The 20,724-nt window shown below is 40.5% G+C and carries 19 protein-coding genes and 2 riboswitches; of the genes, 7 read left to right on the top strand and 12 right to left on the bottom strand.

Annotated features, from left to right (window positions below; genetic code table 11):
• Window positions 1–14: 14 nt before the first annotated feature.
• Entirely contained in the window at window positions 15–527 is a 513-nt protein-coding gene (locus LZD48_RS08920) for a phosphatidylglycerophosphatase A family protein (protein ID WP_235762382.1), read from the top strand.
• Between the two features lie 30 nt (window positions 528–557).
• On the opposite strand, the gene LZD48_RS08915 is transcribed toward LZD48_RS08920, so the two are convergent.
• Window positions 558–1,190 carry a helix-turn-helix transcriptional regulator gene (locus LZD48_RS08915; protein WP_235762381.1) on the bottom strand — a complete coding sequence of 211 codons (633 nt, stop codon included), beginning with the start codon at window positions 1,188–1,190 and terminating at the stop codon, window positions 558–560.
• Between the two features lie 11 nt (window positions 1,191–1,201).
• Window positions 1,202–1,642 (bottom strand): DUF86 domain-containing protein, encoded by a 441-nt coding sequence (locus LZD48_RS08910; RefSeq protein ID WP_235762380.1) that lies wholly within the window; start codon window positions 1,640–1,642, stop codon window positions 1,202–1,204.
• 716 nt (window positions 1,643–2,358) lie between these two features.
• On the opposite strand from LZD48_RS08910, the gene LZD48_RS08905 reads away from it, so the two are divergent.
• A complete protein-coding gene (locus LZD48_RS08905) occupies window positions 2,359–3,792 on the top strand; it encodes an amidase (RefSeq protein WP_235762379.1) in 1,434 nt (477 codons plus the stop codon).
• A gap of 60 nt (window positions 3,793–3,852) precedes the next feature.
• On the opposite strand, the gene LZD48_RS08900 is transcribed toward LZD48_RS08905, so the two are convergent.
• Window positions 3,853–4,128 carry a YutD family protein gene (locus LZD48_RS08900; RefSeq protein ID WP_235762378.1) on the bottom strand — a complete coding sequence of 92 codons (276 nt, stop codon included), beginning with the start codon at window positions 4,126–4,128 and terminating at the stop codon, window positions 3,853–3,855.
• Between the two features lie 124 nt (window positions 4,129–4,252).
• On the opposite strand from LZD48_RS08900, the gene LZD48_RS08895 reads away from it, so the two are divergent.
• Both LZD48_RS08895 and LZD48_RS08890 read left to right on the top strand, forming a co-directional pair.
• Window positions 4,253–4,798 carry a YhcN/YlaJ family sporulation lipoprotein gene (locus LZD48_RS08895; RefSeq protein ID WP_235762377.1) on the top strand — a complete coding sequence of 182 codons (546 nt, stop codon included), beginning with the start codon at window positions 4,253–4,255 and terminating at the stop codon, window positions 4,796–4,798.
• 5 nt (window positions 4,799–4,803) lie between these two features.
• Window positions 4,804–5,766, top strand: coding sequence for a M23 family metallopeptidase (locus LZD48_RS08890; protein ID WP_305082619.1), 963 nt, complete (start codon window positions 4,804–4,806; stop codon window positions 5,764–5,766).
• A 43-nt stretch (window positions 5,767–5,809) separates the two neighbouring features.
• Here the strand turns inward: LZD48_RS08890 and LZD48_RS08885 are convergent, their stop codons facing one another.
• The 6 genes from LZD48_RS08885 to LZD48_RS08860 all read right to left on the bottom strand — a co-directional run bounded on the left by LZD48_RS08885 (window position 5,810) and on the right by LZD48_RS08860 (window position 12,206).
• Window positions 5,810–5,917 (bottom strand): methionine/alanine import family NSS transporter small subunit, encoded by a 108-nt coding sequence (locus LZD48_RS08885; RefSeq protein ID WP_235762376.1) that lies wholly within the window; start codon window positions 5,915–5,917, stop codon window positions 5,810–5,812.
• Window positions 5,917–7,461 carry a sodium-dependent transporter gene (locus LZD48_RS08880; protein WP_235762375.1) on the bottom strand — a complete coding sequence of 515 codons (1,545 nt, stop codon included), beginning with the start codon at window positions 7,459–7,461 and terminating at the stop codon, window positions 5,917–5,919. The genes LZD48_RS08885 and LZD48_RS08880 overlap by 1 nt, the downstream gene beginning before the upstream one ends.
• A gap of 219 nt (window positions 7,462–7,680) precedes the next feature.
• Entirely contained in the window at window positions 7,681–9,234 is a 1,554-nt protein-coding gene (locus LZD48_RS08875; protein ID WP_235762374.1) for a Na+/H+ antiporter NhaC family protein, read from the bottom strand.
• A gap of 134 nt (window positions 9,235–9,368) precedes the next feature.
• A riboswitch (Lysine riboswitch) is annotated at window positions 9,369–9,544 on the bottom strand.
• A 42-nt stretch (window positions 9,545–9,586) separates the two neighbouring features.
• Window positions 9,587–10,366 carry a sporulation protein YunB gene (yunB, locus tag LZD48_RS08870; protein WP_235762373.1) on the bottom strand — a complete coding sequence of 260 codons (780 nt, stop codon included), beginning with the start codon at window positions 10,364–10,366 and terminating at the stop codon, window positions 9,587–9,589.
• A gap of 58 nt (window positions 10,367–10,424) precedes the next feature.
• The gene (locus LZD48_RS08865; protein ID WP_156856698.1) at window positions 10,425–10,733 is read right to left on the bottom strand and encodes a YunC family protein; all 309 of its coding nucleotides are present in this window, start codon (window positions 10,731–10,733) and stop codon (window positions 10,425–10,427) included.
• A 69-nt stretch (window positions 10,734–10,802) separates the two neighbouring features.
• A complete protein-coding gene (locus LZD48_RS08860) occupies window positions 10,803–12,206 on the bottom strand; it encodes a bifunctional metallophosphatase/5'-nucleotidase (RefSeq protein ID WP_235762372.1) in 1,404 nt (467 codons plus the stop codon).
• Window positions 12,207–12,583: 377 nt separating this feature from the next.
• Window positions 12,584–12,697: riboswitch (SAM riboswitch) on the top strand.
• 75 nt (window positions 12,698–12,772) lie between these two features.
• Here LZD48_RS08860 and LZD48_RS08855 point away from each other — a divergent pair.
• The 3 genes from LZD48_RS08855 (at window position 12,773) to LZD48_RS08845 (ending at window position 15,764) form a co-directional block, all read left to right on the top strand.
• Window positions 12,773–13,894 (top strand): methionine biosynthesis PLP-dependent protein, encoded by a 1,122-nt coding sequence (locus LZD48_RS08855; protein ID WP_235762371.1) that lies wholly within the window; start codon window positions 12,773–12,775, stop codon window positions 13,892–13,894.
• Window positions 13,895–14,008: 114 nt separating this feature from the next.
• Window positions 14,009–14,503 carry a DUF3231 family protein gene (locus LZD48_RS08850; protein ID WP_235762370.1) on the top strand — a complete coding sequence of 165 codons (495 nt, stop codon included), beginning with the start codon at window positions 14,009–14,011 and terminating at the stop codon, window positions 14,501–14,503.
• A gap of 46 nt (window positions 14,504–14,549) precedes the next feature.
• Window positions 14,550–15,764 carry an MFS transporter gene (locus LZD48_RS08845; protein ID WP_235762487.1) on the top strand — a complete coding sequence of 405 codons (1,215 nt, stop codon included), beginning with the start codon at window positions 14,550–14,552 and terminating at the stop codon, window positions 15,762–15,764.
• Between the two features lie 51 nt (window positions 15,765–15,815).
• Here LZD48_RS08845 and LZD48_RS08840 read toward each other — a convergent pair whose 3' ends face one another.
• From LZD48_RS08840 to sufB, 3 genes are all read right to left on the bottom strand, one after another.
• Window positions 15,816–16,526 carry a YqjF family protein gene (locus tag LZD48_RS08840; protein ID WP_235762369.1) on the bottom strand — a complete coding sequence of 237 codons (711 nt, stop codon included), beginning with the start codon at window positions 16,524–16,526 and terminating at the stop codon, window positions 15,816–15,818.
• 88 nt (window positions 16,527–16,614) lie between these two features.
• Window positions 16,615–19,011, bottom strand: a complete 2,397-nt coding sequence (locus tag LZD48_RS08835; protein ID WP_235762368.1) for a YhgE/Pip domain-containing protein — start codon at window positions 19,009–19,011, stop codon at window positions 16,615–16,617.
• A gap of 299 nt (window positions 19,012–19,310) precedes the next feature.
• Complete coding sequence (gene sufB, locus LZD48_RS08830) at window positions 19,311–20,708, bottom strand: Fe-S cluster assembly protein SufB (RefSeq protein ID WP_235762367.1); 1,398 nt, start codon at window positions 20,706–20,708, stop codon at window positions 19,311–19,313.
• Window positions 20,709–20,724: the final 16 nt, after the last annotated feature.

The following is a 20,724-nucleotide window of genomic DNA, read 5'->3' as shown; positions in this document are numbered from 1 at the left end:
AAAAAGGTGATAAAATGAGTAAACATGTAAAGTTAAGCGATTTGGAAAAAAAAGCAAGACAGCTTCTTGAAGAACGCGGGGTAAAACTTGATGATATTGCGGAACTTGTTTATTATTTACAATCAAGTTACCATAACGAATTAACAATGGATGAATGCCGTTTCAATGTAAATCGTGTGCTTTCTAAACGCGAAGTGCAAAATGCTGTCATTACCGGTATTCAACTGGATGTTCTAGCAGAGAAAAAACTGTTGGACGAACCATTACTCGAAACAATCGTTACAGACGAAAGCCTATATGGCATTGACGAAATTATTGCCCTTTCGATTGTAAACGTTTATGGTTCAATCGGTCTTACAAATTATGGTTATATCGATAAACAAAAACCAGGAATTTTGAAAGAGCTGAATGACAAATCATCTGGAAACGTCCACACCTTCCTCGATGACATTGTCGGTGCAGTCGCGGCTGCAGCATCAAGCAGACTCGCCCATTCTACTGTCGACCCAGAGGATTTAGTGGACTGATTTACTTCATAAAAAAAGATGATTGTTTGATCAATCATCTTTTTTTGGTGCTTTTATCACCCATCTGCAAATATGCGATCCAGTTGTTATATACTCTTCCGGCACGACGTTACTTTCATGGAATAACCGATTATACATTATCTTTTCATTAGAACAGACTTGCTGGTATGCTTTTGCGATATTAACAATCGGGCAGTTATAATTCGTTAATATATAATCTCCATCCGACGTTTTTTCTACCTCTATCATGTATCCGACGTTATTCTGCGCCTCGACGAGATGATGCACTTTTTCATCAAAATCCTTTCCATCAAGCTTCGTAAGTAACTCGTCCTCTTCCCTTTCCATCCGTTTATCTAACAATGCTGTTACCAATTCTGGACCTTGGAGTTCCTCGAGATCGTGCAATAATTCAACTGGTAATTGTTCATATTGATTCGGAAACTGACCATGTCCCTTTTCCGTGAGTTCATATGTGTAAAAAGGGCGGCCAATTTTTTGCTTATGCTTTCTTTTCTTAATCAGCTCTTCGCTTTCAAGTTCATGAAGATGTTTACGCACGGCAGGTTCTGAGATTGTAAAAAACGCCATCAATTCATCCATCGTGACTGCTTTGTTCTTTTTTAAAATCAAGATAAGCCTTTCCTTCGTCGTCTTTTTCATCTCCATCACCTTTACTTATCTTTTAAAAAAGCATTTGCGACGCCAAGTTCGTTCTTCAAATACGTTTGAATATAAGAGCTGAAGTCTTTAAGTACAGGTAGACTGCTCGTAATCGTTTCATCCATCTTCGTCCCGTCTACTTTCACATAATCCGTAACAAGATTTTTTCGCAACGAAATAAATTCCTTATAAGCTGTTTCTTGCTCTGCAGGAATTACTTTTTCATCGATAAGGATATCAATGATGTCTTCATAACTTCCCGGATCACGCATGATAAACCCGTCAATCATCATATTCCCAACATCAAGTAAGGATTCGATTAAAACATGAACAATTCGCTCTTTGCCAAGCATCTCGATTCGTGATTCAAATACTTCATTCTCTAAAAGTTCAAGCAAATGTTCCATATATGTTAAATTTTCTTCTATCTTTCTCCGATCAACAAAATACATGAAATGTACCCCCAATATCCATCTTCCACTCCAATCATACCACATAAAGTATGATTTTGGAGAAAATACATGCTATAGTTAATGTAATACACTAAACTTTCGTACCTAAAAACCAAAACAGATCAACCTTATAATCCTTTCATTCAGTGTAAGTGTCCAAACCCGAAACTCTCTTCTAGGATCCGCAGTCCAGACACCTCTCGCACCTGCTAAGCGGCCGGCAAGCCTCCTCGCGATGAGCACTAAGGGGTCTCGCCAGGTTTACCTCCAAACAGGACGTTCTAATGCCGGCGTTGGTCACAGGACCTGACCGTTCTTAGCCGGCCTCCCGCAGGAGTCTCGAGGTGTCTGAACTGCTACCAGGAAAGGCCATATTTGGATCACTGTTTAATGGGCTGGAAAGATATTATCCTTATTGTAGCGGAATAATTTCTATTTAAAATAATCATCTATACCAGTTCAGTTGCCCGGTGGACGGTGACTCCTGCGGGAACAGCACGAGCCTGGAGACCCCTTAGTGCTCAGCCCGAGGAGCTCTAGCCGTGCCCAAGGGTGCGCATCCGTCCACCGGACAACTGAACGGCGGTTAGAGATTCTACCAAGAGAACGTGCAAAACACTTACGCTGAATGAAAGTGAATTTACTTGAACTTACAAAGATATATTAGCTATTGTAAATTGCGGAAGTTGTGTGATACATATCTGACAGAGGGGGAATTGAAAATATCTACTGCGATATTGGATTTAGATGCAACTGCACTTGCTGAGATGTTGAAAATCGGAACATTAACAAGCGAGGAAGTTGTAACAACCTACATCAATCATATCAAAAAAGTAAACCCTCCAATTAACGCATTAGTAGAAGATCGCTTCGAGGAAGCAACAATTGAGGCAAAACAGTTTGACGAAGCAAAAGTCAAGGGTAAAAGATTGAATGGAAAGCTTGCTGGTGTACCAATTAGTGTAAAGGAAGCATTTCATGTTGCCAATATGAAAACGACCGGCGGCCTTGAACATCGTCAAGATTTGATTGCCAGGGATGATGCGAAGGCGATTGAGAAACTGCGCAAGGAAGGTGCCATTATTTTAGGAAAAACGAATACCCCTGCCCTTTCTTATTGCCAAGAAACGGATAATAAGCTCTATGGGCAAACAAATAACCCTTGGGATATCAACCGGACGGCTGGGGGTTCCAGCGGTGGTGAGGGGGCTTTGCTTGCTGCTGGTGGGGCAGCAGTAGGAATAGGCTCTGACATTGGTGGATCGATTCGTTTTCCATCACACTTCAATGGTGTCGTCGGTTTTAAACCTGGTATGCACCAAACCACTTCTGATGGGCATTATCCGGAAACTGCTCACCCATTACAGCAACGAATGTTTGGAATCGGGCCGATGGGCAAGTCGGTAAGGGATATGGAGCTGATGAATCAGATTCTTACAGGTACAAGTTCGAAAGTAGTCTTTTTAAACGAATACAAAGTAGAAATCCTATTCGAACAAATCAACTATCCATTATCGGAAAGCACAAAACGCATCATTCGGGGTATTGAGGATTTCCTCCTGCAGCTCATTCATACAAAACGAGGTGTGCCGCCTTTATTTGAAGAAAGTGCCCAGCTTTGGCAGGAAATGATGTCCATCGATGGAAGTGCCGCCATTGAAAGGGAGGCCTTTAGCAATGATCGCTCCCCGCTCATCCGCTCCTACTTAAAGGAACGATTGACGAACCGGACGAATGTGCATCCTTATCTTTCTTGGGCAATACTCGGTTCGAAAATGTTCAAACCATCAAAAAAACGGACTCGAGAAATAAATGAACTCATTACCCGTGGCGACAAATGGCTAAGCGATTATTTAACCAACCGGCTGCTCATCTTTCCCGTCTACCATACTGGTGCACCGCTACATGGCCAAGTATTTAAAGAGATTTTCTCCATTCGCAAAACCTTTTTAGAATATATGCCATATGTAGCTTATGCAAATGTATGGGGACTACCATCCCTTACATTGCCTGTTGGAAAAGATGAAAACGATATGCCTGTCAGCATTCAAATCTTGAGTGCGGTTGGAAACGAAGCTGCTATCTTCCGCCTCGGCTCCATTATTGAGAAGAAATTCCATGGTTATACACGTTGTAGAAGATTTGATTAAATGAATGGAATAAGAGTATATTGCCGACTCCTTTCTAAGTGACAGAAAGGAGTGTTTCGGTTATTTCGTAACCTTTTTCAAAACAAAATAGGCACAACCAAAATTACAATGTTCCAATAAGTAATCCTGAACCGTACTAAATTTGGAATCAACCGGGGCTTTTGCGTTCCGGTCATGATAAAATCCCTTCATCCGCAGCTGTTCATATCCCCAATCTCCGACGATATAATCATACTTTCCTAAAATATCCGCGTACCTGTCCCGAATTGCATCCTCTTGAAATCCTTCTTTAAAATTTTCTATCAGTTCATAATGCTTACCATTTAGTTCAAACACTTGCTACACCCCCTATTTGCCTTCCATTAGTTTACCATATGGCTAACAGAAGTGAAATATTTGTATGTATGTTTTCTCTCCATTAAACCAAACTAAAACACAAATGGAAATAAGGAGAGAAACCATGAAAAAACTCATTCTAATCCATATGCTACTCGGGATTGTACTATATGTTGCTAGTTGCGGGCAGACGGAGAACACAAATGAACAACTCGATATACTTAATCCAACAAATCGGGAAGAATCGGTGAATGAAGAACGGCGCGCCAAGTTGGGTTACGTCAGGTATACAAAAGAAGAACTTGCCGTAAATGAAGATAACAGTGAATTCACGATGGACCGGGAACAAATGGCAAATATAATTACAAGAACCATCATTAAATCCGGTAATTTCAATGAAGTAGCTTCACTAGTAACCGACCGGGAAATTGTCATCGCATACGATAAACATGATGATCTCAATGAAAATGAAGCTACAGAAATTGCTAAAAAAACTGCTCGCTCCCTACTGCCAAGCTTCTATAAAATATATACGACAGATGAACCAGCTCATATGGATGTTATCCACAGCCTGCATTTAGAACAAACAAATAATCAAAGTGATCTCCAAGTAATCGAACAGATCATTCAAGGACTAGAAGATGATAACGATGAACGAGATGGGAGGTGACATGCTTGTTCTCTAAACAACTGGCCATATATGGTTTCAGCTTCATCTTATTTTATCTGAGTGCGATATTCGTTCAGGCAGAAGAAACCTCCATTTATACAGAACGGATGGCTCTTTTTAAAAAAACCGAAGCACTCACGCAAATCCCTTGGTATTATCTAGCCGCCGTTGATAATTACGAACGGAATAAAAAAACAGCCAGTGAAGATGAACTGCTTATTTCAATAACATTTGATGAAGAGGTTTGGTATGGAATTGGAAATTACCCCCAAAATCCAAGTTCTGATATCATTCACTTATTCGGTGGTATCGGATTGGACGGGGATGGAGATGGCTTAGCAAGTCAAGATCAAGCAGAAGATCTCCTTTATACACTGGCAAGCTTTTTGCAACAAGAGGGACCAACACGGGATGATATTAAGATTGGTCTATGGAAGCTTTATGAACGTGATTTATCGGTTAAATCCATCATGAATACAGCCAAAGTTTTTAAAAACTTTAATGAAATAAATTTAGCTAATCGGGATTTTCCAGTCGATACCAATTATAATTACAGTTACCGGAACACATGGGGTGATAGACGCGGGTACGGTGGGCTAAGAATACATGAAGGTACAGATATTTTCGCGGATTATGGTACACCAATAAAGTCTACAACATACGGTGTTGTGGAAATGAAAGGCTGGAACCGCTTTGGCGGCTGGCGAATTGGGATCCGCGATATTTATAATATTTACCATTACTACGCTCACATGAGCGGGTTTGACGACTCCATTGAAATTGGAACGGTAGTCCAACCTGGGGATATACTTGGCAGTGTAGGTTCTAGCGGATACGGTCCTCCCGGAACATCCGGCAAGTTCCCACCCCATTTACATTACGGAATGTATAAAGACGACGGCTATAAAGAGTGGTCCTTTGATCCTTATCCTTATTTAAGAAGATGGGAACAGATGGCGAAAGACTAAAGAGGTTGGGGCACGAGCAAATGCTCTCCCAGCCTCTTTAGAATTAATTCGTTTTTTCCTTATTGCGGAATGCATTCCAGATACTCGCTGCTAGTCCTCCCCATAGGATGGTAATTCCAATAATCATTACAATAATCGCTGAAGCACTCATTATTTTGCCTCCCTATCATCAAAGTAGTTCTCATCGTTATTGATTTCAGTGTTTCCCTTCCACTTTGCCAAAGACAGAAGGATTCCAATTACTAGCGCTGCGGCCGCAACAACCCAGCCTCCAAAGAATATGAACGTATCCGTATATCCTTCATAATTTCCGCTCGGGTTATCAAAAAGTCTCATCAGATTTTGTTTAAATAAACCATACATCATATATCCCATTACAACTGGCGTAATCATCGTTAAACTAATCGTCCACCACGAACCGAGCCGGATATCTGATATTGGGTCGGCATGGTCTTTCAATGTTTTCAACTTCCGCAAAATCCATGCAATCAGGACAACTTCCACTAAGCCTAGTAAAGCTACACCGAATTGATTAATGAAGTAATCTACAACGTCGAGGAAGTATAAGCCGCCTTGAGAAGCGAAGAGCAGTGAAATAATCGCTGCTAGCCCTCCACCGAATAGAACAGCTTTTTTACGTGAAAAATTAAATTTATCCACCATTCCTGCAACATAGGTTTCGGTAATCGATAAGAGTGAGGTTAACCCTGCTAAAGTTAAAGAAATAAAAAACAAGAGGCCAAATAGTTCGTTCATGGCTGGAAATTCATTAATGATCGCTGGAAAAGCAACAAACGCAAGGCCAACTCCACCATCAATAACCTCGTCAATCGATACACCAGCCTGGGTAGCCATAAATCCGAGGATACCAAATACACCAATCCCAGCTAATAATTCAAATCCGGAGTTCCCAAACCCAACAATAAATGCATTATTTGTGATGTCAGCTCTTTTAGACAAATAACTAGAATAAGTGATCATAATGGCAAATGCGATGGATAAACTAAAGAAAATTTGTCCGTAAGCTGCGATCCAGACATCCGGAGAAAAGAATTGACTAAAATCAGGTTTAAAAAATGCATCCAATCCGCTTAAAGCTCCTGGCAGCGTGACGGCACGGACAACAATGATAAGAAATACAATAACAAGTGCTGGAATGAAAATTCGATTCGCCAACTCAATACCTTTACTGACTCCACGATATAACAAGAATAAGACAAGCGCCCAAACAATAAGAAGCGGAAATAATACACTTGGAACCATACTCCCTATTTGACCAGGAGTTTCAGCAAGCTTTAAATATTCACCAAATAAGAATCCTCCTGTATCATCCCCCCAGGCTAGAGATAATGAGAAATAGGAGTAAGAGATTGCCCAAGCGATGATGACAGAATAATAAGTTGAAATAATAAATGCAACAAGCACGCCCCACCAACCGATAAACTCTGCTTTCTTATTCATTCTCCGGAACGTTAACGGAGCTGAACCACGGTAGCGATGACCCATCGTGAATTCCATAATGAGAATTGGAATACCCGCAGTTAACAGAGCAAATAAATAAGGGATAAAAAATGCACCACCACCGTTTTCATATGCAACTGCCGGAAACCTCCAAATATTCCCCAAACCAATCGCCGATCCAACTGCAGCTAAAATAAAACCAGCCCTTGTTCCCCATTGTGAACGTGTTTCCATTTTTTTACCCTCCCTTATCCCCGCAAAATGTAATCATGAACATTTCGCGGTTATATTTTTAGTTTTTTCAGATATTTTATAATTTTATTATACTCCCGTCCCATCTCCTTTGTCAAAAAGTATTTTATACACTTATACATATTACGATTGCTATGGTTTTAGACATCTCGACAACAAATAAGCGTATCCTTTATCACTTGAAAAAGGATACGCTTTTTATTAAGCTTCTCTAATTGAATTCTTGCGGTGGATAATCAAGCCAATTAATACAATTGCTCCTAATGTAACGATTAATGGCAGAACGACCATATCGAGTAAACCCATGAGCAGGAATCCTAATACCGATACACCAGCAGCAAGTAATGCATACGGCAGCTGCGTTAAAACGTGATCAATATGATTTGCTCCAGCTCCAGTCGCAGACAAAATCGTTGTGTCCGATATCGGTGAACAATGGTCTCCGAACACAGCACCAGCTAGCACGGATCCAAGTGTCGGCAGGAGTAAAGCAGGATCAATAACCATCACAACTTCTGCACCAATCGCAAGCATAATCGTAAATGTTCCCCAAGAAGTACCTGTTGCCAGTGCCATTAAGCCAGAAATAATAAAGAATAACACAGGAAGGAACATGGAATTAACATTCGCACCGTGAAGCAGCTCTGCTAAATAAGTCCCCGTTTCAAGGGATGAAATGATTGAGCCGATCATCCATGCGAGAATTAAAATATAGATCGCTGGAAGCATCGATTTCATTCCTTGAATAAAGATATTTCCAATATTCACTTTTGGAGCTTCATGCATCAAATGTAAAACAAGTGCGAGCAAAACAGCTATTGCCCCTCCAATAATGAGAGACAGATTCACATTCGTATTCGCAAACATGGAAAGAAGTGTCACACTGCCCTCTGTTGCGATTGCCCCGGTAATTAACATGGCTGATACAGTCGCTACAACAAGCACAACAATAGGTAATACCAGATGATACACCTTCCCTTTTGGATGAGCCTCAATTGTATCACCTAAGTCACCAGGGACCTTGCTATTATTTGGATCAATCAATTCGCCTGATTTCATGGCGCGCTTTTCATGTACACGCATCTGTCCAATGTCCATTTTTAAATAGGCTACAAGGAAAACGAGTAAGATTGCTGACAATGCATATAAGTTCATCGGAATTATTTTGATAAATGCTTCCATCGGCTGAATACCCGTGATACCATTTGTCGCAAAAATGGAGCCTAACAAACCAATAATAAATGCACCCCAACTTGAAATCGGCGACAGCACAGTCATTGGCGCAGCGGTCGAGTCAATCAAATAGGCTAATTTCGCACGGGATATATTTTGCCGGTCCGTTACTGGTCTTGCGATCTGTCCAACTGCTAAACTCGCAAAGTAATCATCAATAAATATAATAACACCGAGAATTCCGGTCATAATCTTTGCACCTGCACGAGTCTTCACTCGTTTTAACATCCATTCTCCAAAAGCCCGGCTACCACCTGAGCCTTGAAGGAAGGCTGTCATTATTCCTAAAAGCAATAGGAATCCAAGCAAGTATAGATTATCAATATTAAGAGCACCTTCATCAACAAATATTTCATAGAATACGAGCCATACTTCCTGCAAGGAGTCTATAATGTTAAATTCATGTATGAAAAAGGCTCCTAATACAATTCCTACTCCTAAAGAAAGCAAAATTCGTTTTGTCACAATTACTAACACTAACATAACAAGTGCAGGAATCAGAGAATAAAAAGTACCTACCATATCGTTTTACCTCCATTAAATAAATTTCGCAGCATAGAGTACAAATTGAACGAATGGAAGGCACATATTTTACATAAAAAAACAATGACAGAAAATAACCATCATTGTTCTTCCACAATATACGTTATCCTCCTTCGATCAGTAGTTCTCCATGCAATACAACAGCATGACAGTATGCCCCTTATTCAAAGACATACCAGCAAATAATAAGTTGACGCTTATTACGCTTCGGCAAACAATCCTTTCACTAACAATCATCGTTGTCATTCTCCTGTTGGCTACTCATATTACTTGCACCTCTACCTCACCGATCAAAAAGGCGACTATTCAGTTCTGAAACTACTATACTAGATTATTCCGCGTTCTGCAAGTCACGACCTATCTCATCCCTTGGAACAGCAATCGATGGTCCGCTATTTCCTCCATAAAAATCTGGTACATCCCCGAGTATCGCCCCCCCATCAATATAAATTTCGGCAGTTACCGTTGTCACATCGGAAGTAAACGGGATAATAACTTGCACATCTGCTTCTACTGTCAAATAAAAAGAAATCCATACCCCATTAATCCCGAATTCTGTTTGTTCCCTTGTAATATCCGTTCGTACTGTTCCAATCACTTCCAAGTTAATTGGTATTCTCGGCCCGAGATTAGCTAAAACGGTGTTCCCGGTAACTTGCCCTAAAGGGATTTCCACTAAGGTAGGATCATCCAAAATGCGATCTGTCGCCCCTTCCTCAAACTCGAAAGGTTCCTCGTCCTCATGAAATATCGGATCTCCTCGATTTAAACGGTGAAAATATTCCTCCACCCGATTGGTCGCATTTCGATTTATTTCACCAATTGCCGCTGCATCCGGGGAATAGGCGGCAACATTTCCATTATTATCATATGTAATATTTGCTATATCAGAAAAGTCATAGTCCTCCGTGAAACTAACTGCACGATTAATCGCCCGGGTGGCGAACTCATTCGTCTTTTCCGTTGCAATCTCCATCAATGTCGGCTTAATTCCTTTATCAATGACCATGATGCTGACAAGAATGGATATTGCAAAGATAATCACCGTGAGCAGCAAAATAATTTGCGTTGGAGGTGAGCCAAATTTTCTAGGGATACGTCTCTTTCGCATGTAAAAACCCCCTCACATCATGCGTATGCATCAATATGAGGGGTTAGACTTGCTAATCTTATGAGATGAGAAGGAGAGCTTCTCTTCCTGTCATTCCTTCTCTCCAGCCGTATTCTTTTGAAGCATCTGTAATTTTTTCGAGTGGAGCAGCAAGTAATTGATCAATCGTCCGCACGCCTATTGCTCTCCCAGCAATCACTTCTCTTTCTCGCAGCTTCGGAATCTCATTAAAAATATCCACATCCAGCGCAGCACACATAATATAGCCGACTTCGTTTGAAACCGTGAGTAATGTCGTCTTTGGCAGTTCGACACTTACTGCTGTGAACTGCATTCCTTCAATTTCAATTGGATTAACCGTGATCATCTCCGGAGGCCTCCTTTAGTTACATAATAAAGTATGCAAAAGAAGGCTCCCCTGTCACTGGCATCAATTTCACGCTTGCGGTGTCTTATTCTTAAGCGTATCAAGTAGTAAATCCCGCAAAAACTCAGGTAAGAAATACTGTTTCATTTCAGACTTAGCAATTTCCGGGAGCAATCGCCCGAAAGTAAATGTATCAGCAGTAGCGATGCGATATGTTTTCTCTTTCTCCACGGCTGAGCCATCCTGAAACATAACCCCGGTCACCGCCTCTCTCCCGTTCGCTCTTATCGTTGTTGAAATGGATAAGCCAGAGAAAAGCATTCTGCCAATCACTTTCCCCCTGAAACCGAACCCTTTCAATTGAATCTCCATAAAATCTTTCTGCAAGGAAGCGCGGATCACTTCAATTAACTCATCTCCCCGTAGATGTACGACGACCGGATTGATTGGATGCGGGCAAATCCGATGGATATCACCATAAGTTACCATTCCTTTCGGTAATCCATCCAGTAATAACCCTGCATTTAATAAGGAAGCATCAGCGTCTGTCCATTTGCGGACCGTTTCCGTTAAGTCTTGCATCATTGGCACATCATGAAACCAATCCGTTTCAAATCCCTCTTCTAAATAGACTACCTCTTCCTCCAACACATTACCCGCTTTTGCAGCGAGTTCATCAAGCAATATACTCGTATCCTCATTTTCGGAATAACTGGAAACATCTGTTGTATAAGCCTCTTTATGTGTAAGCTCTCTTTTATCATGATCATAAGTTAAAATCACTTCGCCAACGTACATGCAATGCTTTCCGGCTGCAGTTAAAAGACTGTTGTTCACGTACTCACCCGTCCGTAACAAATGATGGGTATGCCCACCAATGATAACATCGATATCCGGAAACTTCCGCGCTATTGCCTCATCTTCACTAAGTCCTAAATGGGATAGAAGGATAATAATATCTGTTTTTTGCTTTAGAGAATCCAGTTGTTTTTCCAATTCTTCAAATGGTGAAGTTAAATGCCAACCAAGCAGTTGATAAAAAGCATTAAACGGGGCAGTTAATCCAATCAGTCCAATTCGCACCCCCGATTCAGTCCGAAGAACCTGCGTATCATGCAACCAATCTGGAGGATGCTCTTCTTTATGTTTCAAATTCGCACAAACTACTTGAAAGTCCGCTTCATCATATAAATGATATAAGTCGTCATGAGAAAGTGTTATTCCTTCGTTATTCCCGAGTGTAACGGCATCATAGCCGACTTCATTCAAAAGCTCCACATTCGCCTTCCCCATAGAAGCTTCTGATATAGGATGAACTCGGTCCATATGGTCACCGATATCAACTAGAAAGTGGGCATCTCCTCGGGTTTGACGACTGCTCTTCATATCTTTTAAATAGCCAGCCGTCCGCGGCCATTGATTGAAATTACTATGCAGATCATTTGTATAGTAAAAGTATATTTTTTCCTTCATAAATCTTGCTCCTTAACCTAATCCTTCCATAATCATGCAAATAGGGTAAATACAGTCACTAAACTAATAACATAACACATTAATGAATTTCATAATACGTATTTAATGCTTCACCATCACCATATGTAGTTGGGTTGATTCGTTCCCAACTACATATGGTGATGGAAAAGCCGACTTTGGTAATTATGAAATTCATTCACATACTAAAAAATATCCTTACCATTTGTTTAGCTTTTTTATTTTCCTATAACTATATCAGCGATTTACCGGGTTGCAAACTATTTTGCATGCATTCTGTCATTATTTTTTACTTTTCTTGCATTTACCAACGATTTGTACTAAGATGTATTCAATCCATAACAATTGTATAGCATTATTTCTTATCAAGAGAGGCGGAGGGATTTGGCCCGTTGAAGTCTCAGCAACCAGCTTAAACACATGAGCATGGTGCTAATTCCAATTGACGGTTCTTGCCGTCTTGAAGATGAGAAGAGTGTACTTGTGTAGATTCCGAGGCCTTCTTCTTAGAGAAGGCCTCTTTTTATTATGAAGAATAGGGTGATAAAATGACAAAGCAAAAGATTGAAAGCCGTTTAGTTCAATTAGGAAATCGTTCAGATGAAAGAACAGGAGCAGTAAGTACACCAATTTACTTATCGACTGCTTATGAACATCAAGGGCTCGGAGAATCAACGGGATTTGATTATAGCAGGACGAAAAATCCGACAAGGCAAATTCTTGAAGATGGCATTGCTGATTTAGAAAATGGTCATGCAGGTTTTGCCTGCAGCTCTGGTATGGCTGCAATTCAACTAGTCCTCTCCTTGTTTAACTCTGGGGATTCCTTAGTGTTTTCAGCAGATGTTTATGGTGGGACGTACCGTTTGTTAAAGCAATATGAGGAAAGATACAATATAAAAGCAAGCTATTCTGATTTCACATCGACCGATGCTATTGAAGCGCTGATTACAAAAGATACGAAAGCTATTTTCATTGAGACTCCCACAAACCCATTAATGCAGGTAATTGATATTCCAACATATGCCGAACTCGCTGAAAAGCATGGGCTGCTATTTATTGTTGATAATACATTTTTAACACCATATCTGCAGCAGCCATTGGAACTCGGTGCTGATATAGTCATTCATAGTGCAACGAAATATATTGGTGGACATAATGATGTATTGGCAGGGTTAGTCGTTGCGAAAGATGAAAATGTTTCTGAATTACTTGAAACGAACCATAATGCTGCTGGTGGAGTGCTTTCTCCTGCTGACTCTTATTTAGTTGTTAGGGGGCTAAAGACACTCGGAATCCGAATGGATCGTCATGAGAAAAACGCAAAAAAAATTGTAGAATATCTAGAGAGGAATGATACTGTTCGGAATGTTTTATACCCAGGTATTGGTGGGATGCTTTCCTTCCGGTTACATGATGCGAATTTAATCAACCCCTTCCTGCAAAACTTGCGGTTGATTACGTTTGCGGAAAGTTTAGGAGGAGTGGAAAGCTTCATTACATATCCAACAACACAAACACATGCCGACATGCCGCTTGAAGACCGGCTCAAGCGCGGGGTAGACGATCGCCTCCTGCGCTTTTCAGTTGGCATTGAACATGTCGACGATCTCATCAGCGATCTTGAGCAAGTATTTCGCAAAATTAATCGTAACCCTATAACGAATTGAAATGCATCAAAAGTTGGGACATGACCCTTTATATAGGGTGTGTCCCTTCTTTATTTTCTTGGATAATATTCGCTGAATGGAGAGAAACTATGCAGGATAGAAAGGAGGATTATAATGACTGCACGAAATAAAGCGAATGAACCGTTCCATTCAGGAGAAGTGTATCATTTATGGAATTATTTATATCATACAAAGCATCTCCTCGTTACAATGCAAGTGCTAATCAACCATACAGGAGATCATGATTTAAAAACATATGGTGAAGACTTGGTGGAAAGCTGCCTTATTCAAGAAGAACAGCAAGTTGAGGGAATATTAAAAGAGGCTGGTATCCGCTTGCCACCCGCACCACCGGACAGGCCGAATGTAGAGGTGGAAGATATTCCTGCTGGAGCAAGATTTAATGATCCGGAAATTTTCACATTTATTCATAAGGAACTGATGTCTTTAAGGTCTAATAGCAGTTATCTGATAAGCATCGCTATAAACGAAGACATTCGTTCTATGTTCAGTGATTTCCATGGTCAACAAGAGGAATACGAACAAAAAATACTGGATATTGCAAAGGAAAAAGGATGGCTCGTCCTTCCACCAATTAATATCAAATAGAGTACGCGCAAGGAGTGCACAAACGTTGAGAAAAACGAATAAAGGAATGACAATACTAGCCGTCGGGTCTGTTCCGCTCATGATGACACTTGGAAATTCCATGCTAATCCCCGTTTTACCGGAAATGAAGTCTTCACTCGGCTTATCGCAACTCCAAGTAAGCTTAATAATTACTGTATTTTCAATTGCCGCAGCAATAATGATTCCGATTGTCGGTTATCTGTCTGACCGTTATTCTCGGAAAATCATTATGTTACCATCCCTTATCCTTTTTGCCTGTGGTGCTTTACTTGCTGGTATTGGGGCTGCCCTGTTTGATTCCTATGCTTGGATTCTCGTCGGCCGGGGCATACAGGGCATCGGGGCAGCTGGCTGTGCACCGATAGCAATGGCTTTGATCGGTGATTTATTTAGTGGAGGAGAGCGTAGTCGGGTTCTTGGAATTTTTGAAGCGTCCAACGGGCTAGGTAAAGTGTTATCTCCCATTTTTGGTTCACTGCTCGCTTTAATCGTCTGGCACGCTGTATTCTTCGTTTTCCCAGTTCTAAGCTTGATCGCAGCAGTTTTAGTTTGGATTTTTGTAAAAGAAAAGAAAAATCGGCAGGCACCTCCCCCGTTTCGCAAATATGCTCGGGGACTTCTCAGTGTGTTTAAATTGGAAGGCAGATGGCTCCTTACTGCCTACCTTGCAGGTGGAACTTGCTTGTTTACGCTGTTTGGGATTCTTTTTTACTTATCAGATGTATTAGAGACCACCTATCATATTGATGGCTTGTTAAAAGGACTTATCCTGGCAATTCCCCTTCTCGTAATGGTGAGTACGTCTTATTTAACAGGGAGCAAGATAGGCAGCAATCTCGTGCGAATGAAACGATTTTCAATCATTGGCCTCCTTTTTATGACGATATCTTACAGTTCGCTGATTTGGCTTACAAGCCTTGTCCCATTCCTATTTGGTCTTGCTTTAAGCAGTGTGGGGGCAGGACTAACCTTACCCTGTATGAACAGTCTCATTACCGGGGCAGTCGGAAAAGAACGGAGAGGGTTCGTTTCCTCGTTATATGGTTCTGTACGTTTTGTTGGTGTCGCTCTTGGGCCACCAATATTCACTCGATTAATGGAATGGTCAAGAACCGGCATGTTCACAACAATTGCTGCCTTCACTTTTCTCGTTGCTTTACTCATTCTTTTTCTCATTCACGTAAAAGGAAAAGACGGGAAGATAGAGCCGAAAAAAGCATTTCGCTATACGTATGTATAATTCTATACGAAGCACTGCCCCCTTTCTCCAGCAATCTAAAGGGGGCATTTTTTATATTTCTTCCACTTTCTTTACTTGATAAGTATATACCTTTTTCTGCTTTGCATAATGAAAGACTGGACGGTGAGCTGTCACCTGCTTTAGAAAATCTGGCAACATCGCTTGTTTGGAAAAAATGGCTTCTGCATCATACAATTCCCATGGTTCATGATTGATAGTTCCTCTATATAACGAACCATCTCGCTCCGTCCAAAAAATATATCTTTCCACAAGCCAGTAAGCAAGACTTCCAGTGTCTGGCTTATACTTCTGGGAAACTGACCGGTACTTTCCAGTAAAACCGATGTGTGGCTTCCCTTTGCTCTTCGTTTCAAAATAAATCCATCCATGTCTTCTGCTCATACGAATAGTTGCATATCGGTACGGTGCTGATAAAAGCCGTCCACCAAGAACGGTCAGCAACTGATTCGTATCAAGGCTGAAAAAATAAACTCCCGTCTCTCCATTTCTTCTTACATATGTCCGCACATTCAATTCCAATGAAGAATGAAGCAAGGGAAGCGGCGGAGTAAAAGGAAGACGCATATGTTTGATCTTAAAAGGGATAATTGAAATCCAAGCTTCCCCATCATACGTGTCCAGCTCTAATCCATTCGGAATTTGCCCACGCAACTCTTCTTGCGGGACTGGTATATGCATAAAAAGCAGATGATTCCATGTTTGGGTCATTATCCAAGTGTTCGTTCGTAAGTCGTGAATCATATCCACCTCCGATTGAATATACTTGTTATTCCTATTCTGTCCAACCATAAGAAAAACCTGTCATCAGAAATAATGACAGGTAGAGATTTTATAATATAACTTTACTTTCTCGTGCTTCCTCTAAGAACTTATCGCTTCGTTTATTAATAATTTCTTTTAGTTTTATCCCGATAAATAAGAAAACAGCAATATAGCCAACGAGCCAAGCAATATGCATGAGTGTCACAGACCAAACGATTCCGCCAGTTGCCTCCCTAAGCAAACCTAATCCATGTGTGAATGGCATAAATTGATGGATCTTTTGGAAAAAATTCGGTGTCGTCTGGATTGGGAACGTACCGCCAGATGCCCCCAGTTGCATAACAAGTAAAATAATCGCAATTACTTTTCCAGTATTCCCAAAGACAGACACAAGCGTATAAATAATAACGATAAATGCTGTACTAATGAGAATAGCAAATATGACAAATAGTAATTTGTGTAATACATATGTTTTTAGTAAGAACATATTTCCGCACGTAACTACTAACGCTTGTACGATACCAATGGACCAGAATGTTAAAAATCTGCCGAAATAGGCTTCATAACTTTTATATTTATGCTTATTCGGTATATCGACAATTAAGGAAGAAACGAGAATTAATCCACCGACCCAAAGGGCTAACGCCGTAAAGAATGGCGCCATTGCTGAACCATAATTTGGAATTGGAAATAGTTCGTGTTCCTCTAAAACAATTGGATCTGCGAAAAATTCGCTTTCTGCGTTAGGATCATTACGTAAAAAGTTAATCAGTTCCGCGATATCGCCTTTACTTTCTAATTCTCTCGTTTTTTTCGCTAAATCCAGTATTTTATCTTTTGCTTCCGGGAAAGCAGTATGGATTTTATCAAGTTCTTTTTTACCAGTATCAATTCCTGCATCGATCTTCGTTAAGATTTCTTCTACTCTCGGGAAGTAAGAAACGACTTTCTCTATTTTTTTATCCGCTTCGTCGATTGCGTTACGAGCAGTACTCATTTCTTTCGTGTACGTCGGCATTAAATCATTATCGATAAATATTAGTAAATCGCTAATGGTTGCATTGATTCGTTTCGATTGTTCATCAATATAGGCTAATACATCGGCTAACTTCGCTTTTCCCGCCTCAGCCTCAGCAACTTTTGCCAGGACTTCTACTTTGAATTGCCTTAGATCTTCTTCATAGCTCGCAACCTTCTCGGCTCCATCAAGGAAAATGCCATTAGCGATAGACTCTTCCACTTGTTTACTTGCCTCGATTGCATGCTGTATTGCTTCTTGTCTCGCTTCTATAATTTCAACCATTGCTTTTAATTGTTCTAATGATTTTTCATCATCAATAGGTGTATCCTCGCCATAGTCTTCTGCATTTTCAATCATATCAATCGTAGCCAGCAGATCTTGTTTCGTTCTTTCCAGCTGTTCATCATCTTCTTCCAATTGAGCAATTAGATTCGAAATCCGCTCGCTGTCAGTTGCTTCTTCATCAGCATTTTCCAGTGCTTCTTCCAATACGTGTAGGACTTCAGTTGCTTGATCGATTTTTGCTGTGCTATTCTCTATTTTTGTAACAACATCATCAAAAGAATCCTCTTTTTCGGATATTTGATTAATTATCTCCGGGACTTCATTGATTACTGTTTGGGCTGTTGCTAAATCATTTTTAACAATGGGAACATACTCATTTACATACTGATCGGTTTCATTCAGAATCTCTTTAGCTCTTTCACTAAGTGCTTGAACTTCTACACTAACTTCTTCTGCTTTTTTAATTCCCTCATGCGCTTTCTCACTCGCATCTTCCGCTTTGTCTAAATCCTCTTCTGCAACTCCTAAGAGCCGCTCAATTTCAGGCATGTCTTCTTCTAACTGATAGATGGCATCTCTTAAACGTTCAATGTTTTCTTTATTCGCTTCGAGCTCAATCCCTGCATCATTGAAGGCGTTAAAAATCGCTTCATTGGCAACTTTAATAAATCCTTGATGGACACTTTCCACAATGCCGGTTGCCCCAGCATTTGTAACTTTCGGTGCTATAGCATTCACTTTCTCATTAATATAATAATCCAAGATCGGCTTTTCCGGTTCATCATCCAGAACACTCGTTAATTTCTCTGAAAAATTAGCCGGAATGATAATGGAAGCATAATAATCGCCCTTTTCTAGACCTTCTGCAGCTTCCTCCTCAGCAACGAAATGCCAGCCCAGCTGATTATTGTCCTGTAAGGAGGTGATAACCTCATCACCGACATTAATCGGCTTGCCCTCTACTTCTGCACCAACGTCCAAGTTCACAACTGCTACCGCAACGTTCTCTGTGTTGGCATATGGATCCCAAGAAGGTAAAATGTTGAACCACGCATACATGGAAGGTAAAATCATTAAAGCTACAATCACGACGATTGCAGCACGTTTCTTCCGTATGTTATTTATATCGGTCTTAAAAATTTCCCATATATTTTTCATTACTCTTACCTCATTCTAATAGTGTATTTCTTTGAATTGTCTCCACCATTCTAAAATACACTATTTACGTGAAAAACTCCACAATCTTAGCGGGCACATAAAGTGAAACTCCATTTAGTAGGGAAGCCTTATCTCCATCACTGAATGTTGGCTGAATGGAATCGGGGATTTACGGACTGTATATCCCAACCTTCATATGTTGGACTTCCCTCCTAATTTAGACTAGGGGTATTACAGGCCCCATTAAAGCATGATAAAAAACCCGCCACATGTCCGTGACGGGTAACTTTTATTAATAATTAACCTATAGAGCCTTCCATTTCGAATTTGATCAGTCTGTTCATTTCAACAGCATATTCCATTGGAAGTTCTTTTGTAAATGGCTCGATGAAGCCCATAACAATCATTTCTGTTGCTTCGAATTCATCTAAGCCACGACTCATAAGATAGAATAACTGTTCTTCGGAAACTTTGGATACTTTCGCTTCGTGCTCAAGTGAGATATTATCATTTAGAATCTCATTGTATGGAATTGTGTCTGAAGTAGACTCATTATCCATAATCAATGTATCACACTCAATGTTCGCACGTGCCCCGTCCGCTTTACGTCCAAAGTGAACAAGTCCAAGATAAGAAACTTTACCACCGTTACGAGAGATGGATTTAGATACAATCGTTGAAGATGTATTCGGTGCTAAGTGATGCATTTTCGCACCAGCATGCTGTAATTGTCCTTTACCAGCAAGCGCAATCGATAATGTATTACCTCTTGCTCCTTCACCTTTCAAAAGAATAGAAGGATATTTCATCGTCAATTTCGAACCTAAGTTACCATCAATCCATTCCATTGTTCCGTTTGCATCTACGGTTGCACGTTTCGTTACAAGGTTGTAGACATTGCTGGACCAGTTCTGGATTGTAGTGTAACGGCAATAAGCGTCTTTCTTAACAATAATCTCAACTACTGCACTGTGTAAGGATGCTGATGTATAAGTTGGTGCTGTACAGCCTTCAACATAGTGAACAGATGCATCTTCATCTACAATGATCAGTGTACGCTCGAACTGCCCCATGTTTTCCGTGTTGATACGGAAATATGCTTGTAATGGGGTTGAGCTTTTTACTCCTTTTGGAACATAAATGAAGGAACCGCCTGACCATACTGCAGAGTTCAGAGCGGAGAACTTGTTATCAGAGTATGGTACTACTGTACCAAAATACTCTTTGAATAATTCTTCATGCTCCTGTAAAGCCGTATCTGTATCTGTGAAAATGATTCCTAATTCTTGAAGATCCTCTTTCAGACTCTGGTAAACTACTTCAGACTCATACTGAGCAGATACACCAGCAAGGTACTTCTGTTCTGCTTCAGGAATTCCAAGTCTGTCGAATGTCTGTTTAATTTCTGCTGGAACCTCATCCCACGTTCTACCTTGTTTTTCGGATGGTTTTACATAATAGATGATCTCATCAAAATCAAGTCCTGATAAGTCACCGCCCCATTGCGGCATTGGACGCGCATAGAAATGCTCCAACGCTTTCAAGCGGTAATCTAACATCCATTGCGGTTCTTCTTTCATTTTGGAGATTTCCTCAACGACTTTTCGGGTTAATCCTCTTTCAGTTCGGAAAACCGATACGTCTTTGTCACGGAAACCATATCTATAATCTCCTATTTCAGGCATATTCCTAGCCATAGTTGTAGCCTCCTTC

The sequence above is a fragment of the Oceanobacillus alkalisoli genome (assembly GCF_021556485.1).
Taxonomy (GTDB): Bacteria; Bacillota; Bacilli; order Bacillales; family Amphibacillaceae; genus Oceanobacillus; species Oceanobacillus alkalisoli.
Note: the sequence above shows the minus strand (reverse complement) of the source record. Positions and strands in the feature narration are given on the sequence as shown.

Bases quoted from the DNA above. Each gene is read 5' to 3' on its own strand.
- LZD48_RS08920 (WP_235762382.1), top strand. From the start codon at position 15: ATGAGTAAACATGTAAAGTTAAGCGATTTGGAAAAAAAAGCAAGACAG.
- LZD48_RS08915 (WP_235762381.1), bottom strand. From the start codon at position 1,190: ATGAAAAAGACGACGAAGGAAAGGCTTATCTTGATTTTAAAAAAGAAC.
- LZD48_RS08910 (WP_235762380.1), bottom strand. From the start codon at position 1,642: ATGTATTTTGTTGATCGGAGAAAGATAGAAGAAAATTTAACATATATG.
- LZD48_RS08895 (WP_235762377.1), top strand. From the start codon at position 4,253: ATGAAAAAACTCATTCTAATCCATATGCTACTCGGGATTGTACTATAT.
- LZD48_RS08885 (WP_235762376.1), bottom strand. From the start codon at position 5,917: ATGAGTGCTTCAGCGATTATTGTAATGATTATTGGAATTACCATCCTA.
- LZD48_RS08880 (WP_235762375.1), bottom strand. From the start codon at position 7,461: ATGGAAACACGTTCACAATGGGGAACAAGGGCTGGTTTTATTTTAGCT.
- LZD48_RS08875 (WP_235762374.1), bottom strand. From the start codon at position 9,234: ATGGTAGGTACTTTTTATTCTCTGATTCCTGCACTTGTTATGTTAGTG.
- yunB (WP_235762373.1), bottom strand. From the start codon at position 10,366: ATGCGAAAGAGACGTATCCCTAGAAAATTTGGCTCACCTCCAACGCAA.
- LZD48_RS08865 (WP_156856698.1), bottom strand. From the start codon at position 10,733: ATGATCACGGTTAATCCAATTGAAATTGAAGGAATGCAGTTCACAGCA.
- LZD48_RS08860 (WP_235762372.1), bottom strand. From the start codon at position 12,206: ATGAAGGAAAAAATATACTTTTACTATACAAATGATCTGCATAGTAAT.
- LZD48_RS08855 (WP_235762371.1), top strand. From the start codon at position 12,773: ATGACAAAGCAAAAGATTGAAAGCCGTTTAGTTCAATTAGGAAATCGT.
- LZD48_RS08850 (WP_235762370.1), top strand. From the start codon at position 14,009: ATGACTGCACGAAATAAAGCGAATGAACCGTTCCATTCAGGAGAAGTG.
- LZD48_RS08845 (WP_235762487.1), top strand. From the start codon at position 14,550: ATGACAATACTAGCCGTCGGGTCTGTTCCGCTCATGATGACACTTGGA.
- LZD48_RS08840 (WP_235762369.1), bottom strand. From the start codon at position 16,526: ATGATTCACGACTTACGAACGAACACTTGGATAATGACCCAAACATGG.
- LZD48_RS08835 (WP_235762368.1), bottom strand. From the start codon at position 19,011: ATGAAAAATATATGGGAAATTTTTAAGACCGATATAAATAACATACGG.
- sufB (WP_235762367.1), bottom strand. From the start codon at position 20,708: ATGGCTAGGAATATGCCTGAAATAGGAGATTATAGATATGGTTTCCGT.